1 pseudogene is annotated in these 242 nt (G+C 65.3%); it reads left to right on the top strand.

From position 1 onward, the window contains the following. Positions 1 to 103 precede the first annotated feature (103 nt). Positions 104 to 242, top strand: a pseudogene (locus tag J5M56_RS26360) (2-hydroxyacid dehydrogenase); the annotation flags it as partial.

Below are 242 nucleotides of genomic sequence, written 5' to 3'. Positions count from 1 at the left end.
ACACCTGAGCGTCGAGTTCATCGTTGATGAATGCGCAGACCACCTCGAAGCCACTTGCCAGAGTAGCGGTGTCCAGGGTCAGGCGGGCGGGCTGATAGTGCAGGTCCAGGGCGCTGCCGCTGGCGGCACGCGGTTGATTGCCCTGCGTTCGGCCGGCTACAACCACGTAGACCTGCCTGCCGCGCAGCGCCTTGGCCTGGGCATCGTACGCGTTCCGGCCTATTCACCCCATGCAGTAGCCG

This window comes from Pseudomonas sp. 51_B (genome assembly GCF_017491595.1).
In the GTDB taxonomy this organism is placed as follows: Bacteria; Pseudomonadota; Gammaproteobacteria; order Pseudomonadales; family Pseudomonadaceae; genus Aquipseudomonas; species Aquipseudomonas promysalinigenes.
The sequence above is the reverse complement of the archived record's forward strand: the minus strand, read 5'-3'. Positions and strand labels throughout refer to the sequence as shown.